The organism is Sulfitobacter sp. HI0129 (assembly GCF_001635395.1).
Lineage (GTDB): Bacteria > Pseudomonadota > Alphaproteobacteria > Rhodobacterales > Rhodobacteraceae > Sulfitobacter.
Genome location: NZ_LWGH01000548.1, coordinates 1 through 6,778 on the forward strand (window position 1 = coordinate 1; position 6,778 = coordinate 6,778).

Below are 6,778 nucleotides of genomic sequence, written 5' to 3' on the forward strand. Positions count from 1 at the left end.
ACATCTTGAAATCGCCGTCAAACTCGGCACGGGCCTTGTCCCGGCTGGTCAACAGAAGCCGCGCGACCTCGTATTCATCCTTGTAGGCCAACAGCTTGTGATAACCCAGCGCCATGGCTTCGCGCAGGTCCGGGTCCGACGTGCGTTCCAGCATCTCGCGGTAGCGGCGTGCCAAGCGCTTGCCCTGATAAAGGATCAGGTGATCGACGCGGAAGGCGATGCGATCCTCCAGCGATTTCGGCAGTTGCGTGACGTTGGGCTCCGACAGGCGCGCGGCCTCTTCGGGGTAAAGCACCGCCCAGCGCCCGAGTTCAAAGGCCCGCAGGTTGCGCTCCACCGCCGCACCGTTGAGGCGGATCGCCTCTTCCAATGCCTCCAGCGACAGGGGCAGCAGACCCCGCTGCCACGCACCGCCCAACACCATCATGTTGGAAAAGATCGAATCCCCCAGCGTGGTCTTCGCCAGATCGCTGGCATCGAACATCGTCACCGCATCCTTCATGCGCGCCTCCAGCGCGAGCGACAGCCGGTCGTAGGGCATCTGGAATTCGGTATCGCGGGTGAAGTCCCCGGTGATGATCTGGTGCGAATTGACGACCGCCCCGGTCCGGCCCGGGCGGGTCAGCCCCAGCGTCTTGTGCCCGGCAGAGACCACCAGATCGCCGCCGATCAGGGCATGCGCTTCGCCGGTGGCCACGCGGATCGCGCTGATGTCTTCCGGCTTTTCGGCGATGCGGCAATGGATATGCACCGCGCCGCCCTTCTGGGCGAGGCCCGCCATTTCCATCATCCCCGCGCCCTTGCCGTCCAGTTGCGCGGCCTGTGCCAGCAGGGCGCCGATGGTCACCACGCCGGTGCCGCCCACCCCGGTGATCACGACGTTATGCGTGCCCTCGATCTCCGGCAGGTCGGGATGCGGCAGATCGGGTATCTTCACCTCCGTCGTCGGATCCTTGCGGACCTGCGCCCCTTCGAGTGTCAGGAAGGAAGGGCAGAAGCCTTTCACACAGGAATAATCCTTGTTGCAGGACGACTGGTCGATGGCGCGCTTGCGGCCAAGTTCCGTTTCGTTGGGCACGATAGAGACACAGTTCGACTGCACACCGCAGTCGCCACAGCCCTCGCAGACGTCTTCATTGATGAAAATGCGCTTGTCCGGATCGGGGAACAGCCCCCGCTTGCGGCGGCGGCGCTTTTCGGCGGCGCAGGTCTGGATATAGACAATCGCGCTGACGCCTTCGTGCTTGGTAAAGGCGTCCTGCACCTTCATCAGCTCGGCGCGCTCATGCACCTCGACGCCCTTGAAGGCTTTGGGGTCCACGTCTTCCTTTTCGTCGTAGACCACGGCGATATTCTTCACCCCCATGGCCTTCAGTTCCTCGACGATGCGATGCGCGTCCAGATCGCCTTCATTATGCTGCCCGCCGGTCATGGCGACAGCGTCGTTGTAGAGGATCTTGTAGGTGATGTTCGTGCCGGCCGCGAGAGCAGCGCGGATCGCCTGAACGCCCGAATGGTTGTAGGTGCCATCCCCGAGGTTCTGGAAAACATGATCGCGCTTGGAAAATGGCGCTTCGCCGATCCAGTTCGCACCCTCGCCGCCCATATGGGTGAAACCGGTCGTTTCGCGGTCCATCCACTGAACCATGTAGTGACACCCGATACCCGCATAGGCACGGCTGCCTTCCGGCAGTTTGGTCGATGAATTATGCGGGCATCCCGAACAGAAATAAGGCAAGCGCGCCGCGATATCTTCGGCGTTGTCGGCGCGGCGCGCATCGCTCAGCGCTTCCAACCCGGCGCGGATGCCATCGGTTTCGCGACCCTCCTCCAACAGGATGCCGCCCAGCTTTTCCGCGATCCAGATCGGATCGAGCGCGCCCCGGGTCGGAAACAGCTCCTCGCCGTGTTCCATTCCAGCACCCCCGCCCTTGTGCCAGCCGTAGACACGGCGGTGGGTATCGGAAAACAGGGCTTCCTTGACCTGCACCTCGATAAGCTTGCGCTTTTCCTCCACCACGACGATCAGGTCGAGACCCTCGGCCCAGTCGTGGAAACCATGCATGTCCAGCGGGAAGGTCTGGCCGATCTTGTAGGTGGTGATGCCCAGCCGCTCGGCCTCGTTCTCGTCGATGTTGAGAAGCGACAGCGCATGCACGAGGTCGAGCCAGTTCTTGCCCGCCGCGCAAAAGCCGATCTTGGCGCCGCGCTTGCCCCAGACGCGCTTGTCCATCTTGTTTGCATGGCTGAACGCTTCGGCGGCGTAGCGCTTGTAGTCGATCATCCGCGCCTCTTGCAGATGCGGCGTATCCACCAGACGGATATTGAGCCCGCCTTCGGGCATGTCGAACTCCGGCGTCACCAGCTTCATCCGGTGCGGGTCGCCGTCGACGACGCTGGTGGCCTCCACGGTGTCCTTCATCGTCTTCAGCCCGACCCAGAGGCCTGAGAAGCGCGACAGCGCCCAGCCATAGATGCCGTAATCAAGGATCTCCTGCACGCCCGCGGGGGAGACGACGGGCATATAGGCATCTACCATGGCCCATTCCGACTGGTGCAGAACGGTGGAGGATTCGCCGGTGTGGTCATCGCCCATGGCCATCAGGACACCGCCGTTCTTCGAGGTGCCGGCCATATTGGCATGGCGCATCACGTCGCCGGATCTGTCGACCCCCGGACCCTTGCCATACCAAAGCCCGAAAACGCCGTCGTATCTCCCCTCTCCGCGAAGTTCCGCCTGCTGACTGCCCCAGAGCGCGGTCGCCGCCAGATCCTCGTTGAGGCCCGGCTGGAACTTGACGTGATGTTCGGCCAGCTTCTTTTCGGCCTTCATCATCTGCAAATCGACCGCCCCAAGGGGCGATCCGCGATAGCCGGTGACGTATCCGGCCGTCTCCAGCCCCGCCGCGCGATCCCGTGCGGACTGCATCATCATCATCCGCACCAGCGCTTGTGTGCCGTTCAGCAGCACCGGGCTCTTGTCCAGATCGAAGCGGTCATTAAGTGAGATTTTCTGCGTGGTCATGGCGTCCTCCCTCGGTCGTCGTTACACGTACCAACTTATGAGATTATAGGTCATAAATACTGACCTGCATACCCGATATTTTGCGCAGCCTTGCAGTTGTGCAATAAGTTCCCTGCCGCTCTGCCTGACTCCGGTCGGGAAATCGGTGAAACTAGGAAAGTGAGCCACATGGACTGGGACAAACTCAGGATCTTTCACGCGGTCGCGGATGCGGGCAGCCTCACCCATGCGGGGGACAAGCTGAACCTGTCGCAATCGGCGGTATCCCGGCAGGTGCGCGGGTTGGAGGAACAGCTCAACACGAACCTCTTCCACCGACACGCGCGCGGACTCATTCTGACGGAACAGGGCGAACTGCTGTTCGATGCGACCAGCGCCATGACGAAGCGGCTCGATGCCGCCGCGGCGCGCATCAGGGACAGCGAAGAAGAAGTCTTCGGCGAGCTGCGCGTGACCACCACAACCGGTTTCGGCACGCTCTGGCTGGCGCCGCGCCTGCCCAAGCTCTACGAGAAGTATCCCGACCTCAAGGTCGACCTGATGCTGGAGGAGCGCGTGCTCGACCTGCCCATGCGGGAAGCCGACGTGGCGATCCGCATGAAGGAGCCATCGCAGGCCGATCTCATCCGCAAGCGGCTGATGACGGTGCGTATGTGCCTCTACGCCAGCCCCGCCTACCTCAAGAACAGCGGCACCCCGCAGAAGATCGAGGACATGTCCGAACATCGGCTGATCTGCCAGAACACCGACAGCGATCAGGTCAGCGCGGGCACGCAGCTCATCCATCAGCTGCTGTTGAACGACGTTCGCTCGCTTTTGACGGTAAACAACTACTTCGGCGTCCTACAGGGCGTTCTGCACAACCTGGGCATCGGGGTTCTGCCGGATTATCTGCTTCAGGATTTCCCCGAACTGGTGCAGGTGCTGCCGGATATCGAATCAGCCGACGTTCCTGTTTTCCTCGCCTACCCCGAGGAATTGCGCCAATCCAAGCGAGTCGCGGCCTTCCGTGACTTTGTACAGGAAGAGATCATAATGTACCGTAAGCAATTGCGGGAAAAAGGAAACCTGTAGTTATGCGCGGACTGCATAGCGGACATGCTGCACTGCGCGAAGGATTTGCCTTGATCGGTGCAGATGTGCTGACTAATTGAGCATCATGAAGATTGAGGCTGTCGCCTTTCTTCATACCTCCCTGTTGGACTTGGCCGAGCTTTGAGCTCGGCCTTTTTTTTGCTTATCCGGTTTCCGGTACGACTTTCGAATAGATATTGCCGCACCCCCACCCCGGGCATAGACTGGGAACCACGCAATTCCTCCGGCGAATACTGCCATGACCAAGCACCCGATCCGCGTCGAAACACTCGTGAACGCCCCTATCGAAGAGGTATGGCACGCCTATACCACGCCGGAGCATATCACCCGGTGGAACTTCGCCAGCGCCGACTGGTGCTGCCCGCGCGCAGAGGTTGACCTGCGCCCCGGCGGCAGACAAAGCGCCCGCATGGAAGCGAAGGACGGAAGCATGGGCTTCGACTTTGGCGGCACCTACGAAGAGGTCGTGCCGCCAGAAGCACTGACCCTCATTCTGGACGACGGGCGCAAATCCCGCACGACGTTTGAGGCCAAGACCGGCGGGACGCTGGTCACGACCCTGTTCGACCCCGAGGATGAGCATCCGGAAGATCTGCAGCGCGACGGCTGGCAGGCGATCTTGGACAGTTTCAAATCACATGTCGAAAACACCTCGCGACACGGGGCGCCCGGAACTTAGCAACCATAGGCACCCGGGAAGCGCGCGTTGATCCCGCAGGGGTGCCGGTCCCCACTTCCAAATGGCAAAAAATCCTCACCGAAGGTAAGAAAACTCTTTGGGGCGCCATCAGATTTAGATGCCTCCGGCGGGGATTTTGAACCATTTGGAAGAGGGTGAGGGCATGCGCCCAAATTTCCGTCTTCAGCTGGTCGGGGTCGATCCAAAATGGTTCTTCACGCGGAGCGACGGGGATGCCCCTTTCCAGCCCCCGCCGCATCCTCTAAGAGACCCGCGACAGACGTTGGGGGCCCAGAATGAACGAACCTGCCATCACGGAAGACCTGATCGCCGCGCACGGGTTCACCCCCGACGAATATGCCGAAGTCCAGAAGATCCTCGGACGGGATCCGAACTACACAGAACTCGGCATCTTTTCGGCCATGTGGAACGAGCATTGCTCCTATAAATCCTCGAAGAAATGGCTGCGCACCCTGCCCACCGACGGGCCGCAGGTCATCTGCGGGCCGGGGGAGAACGCGGGCGTCGTGGACATCGGCGACGGGCAGGCGCTGGTCTTCAAGATGGAGAGCCACAACCACCCGTCCTACATCGAACCCTATCAGGGGGCGGCCACGGGTGTGGGTGGCATCCTGCGGGATGTCTTTACCATGGGCGCGCGGCCCATCGCGGCGATGAACGCGCTCAGCTTCGGGCGGCCCGACCACCCCAAGACCCGCCAGCTGGTCCACGGGGTCGTCGCCGGCGTGGGCGGCTACGGCAACTGCTTCGGCGTGCCGACCGTGGGGGGCGAGGTGCGCTTTGACGCGGCCTATGACGGCAATTGCCTTGTCAACGCTTTCGCCGCCGGTCTCGCGGATGCGGACAAGATTTTTTATTCCGCCGCCTCGGGCGTGGGCATGCCGGTCGTTTACCTTGGTGCCAAGACCGGGCGCGACGGCGTAGGCGGGGCGACAATGGCGTCGGCTGAATTCGACGACACGATCGAGGAAAAGCGCCCCACCGTTCAGGTCGGCGACCCTTTTACCGAAAAGCGCCTGATGGAGGCGACGCTGGAACTGATGGCCACCGGTGCCGTCATCTCGATTCAGGATATGGGTGCGGCGGGGCTTACCTGTTCGGCGGTGGAAATGGGCGACAAGGGCCGCCTCGGCATCCGGCTCAACCTCGAAGCGGTTCCCGTACGCGAAAGCGGCATGACCGCCTACGAGATGATGCTGTCCGAGAGCCAGGAACGCATGCTCATGGTCCTTCGCCCCGAAAAGGAAGCCGAGGCGAAGGCGGTCTTCGACAAATGGGATCTCGATTTCGCCATCGTGGGCGAGACCATTCCCGAAGACCGTTTCATCATCATGCTGAACGGCGAGATGAAGGCCGATCTGCCGCTGTCCAAACTGGCCAGCACCGCGCCCGAATACGATCGTCCGTGGGAAGAGACACCGCCCGCGGCACCCCTGCAGGACGTTGTCGGAATCGACCCCGTTGATGGGCTGCGCGCGCTGATTTGCGACCCCAACTTCGCGTCGAAAGCATGGGTTTACGAACAATATGACACGATGGTCATGGCCGATACCGCCCGCCAGCCCGGTCTGGGTGCGGGCATCGTGCGCGTGCACGGCACCGACAAGGCGCTCGCCTTCACCTCGGACGTGACGCCGCGCTACGTTAAGGCGAACCCGTTCGAGGGTGGCAAGCAGGCGGTGGCCGAAGCCTACCGCAACCTGAGCGCCGTGGGCGCGCGGCCCCTTGCCACGACGGACAACCTCAACTTCGGCAACCCCGAGAAGCCGCATATCATGGGGCAGTTCGTGGGCGCCGTGAAAGGCATCGGCGCTGCGGTGGCAGCACTCGACATGCCCATCGTGTCGGGCAACGTATCGCTTTACAACGAAACGGACGGTCAGGCGATCCTGCCCACGCCCACCATCGGGGCCGTGGGGTTGATCGATCACGTGGACGAGATCATCGGCTGCGATGTT

General features: G+C 62.0%; 4 protein-coding genes. 3 read left to right on the forward strand and 1 reads right to left on the reverse strand.

What is annotated here, in order from left to right; translation table 11 throughout:
* Positions 1-3,025, reverse strand: a 3,025-nt coding sequence (locus A3764_RS14850) for an indolepyruvate ferredoxin oxidoreductase family protein (protein WP_067951713.1), incomplete at its 3' end; no start/stop codon positions are given.
* Positions 3,026-3,193: 168 nt separating this feature from the next.
* Here A3764_RS14850 and A3764_RS14855 point away from each other — a divergent pair.
* The 3 genes from A3764_RS14855 to purL all read left to right on the forward strand — a co-directional run.
* The gene (locus A3764_RS14855) at positions 3,194-4,099 is read left to right on the forward strand and encodes a LysR family transcriptional regulator (protein WP_067928701.1); all 906 of its coding nucleotides are present in this window, start codon (positions 3,194-3,196) and stop codon (positions 4,097-4,099) included.
* Positions 4,100-4,358: 259 nt separating this feature from the next.
* Positions 4,359-4,799, forward strand: coding sequence for an SRPBCC family protein (locus A3764_RS14860; protein ID WP_067928704.1), 441 nt, complete (start codon positions 4,359-4,361; stop codon positions 4,797-4,799).
* A gap of 296 nt (positions 4,800-5,095) precedes the next feature.
* Positions 5,096-6,778 (forward strand): phosphoribosylformylglycinamidine synthase subunit PurL (gene purL / locus A3764_RS14865; RefSeq protein WP_067951714.1); only part of this gene is annotated, 1,683 nt, incomplete at its 3' end.

Bases quoted from the DNA above. Each gene is read 5' to 3' on its own strand.
- A3764_RS14855 (WP_067928701.1), top strand. From the start codon at position 3,194: ATGGACTGGGACAAACTCAGGATCTTTCACGCGGTCGCGGATGCGGGC.
- A3764_RS14860 (WP_067928704.1), top strand. From the start codon at position 4,359: ATGACCAAGCACCCGATCCGCGTCGAAACACTCGTGAACGCCCCTATC.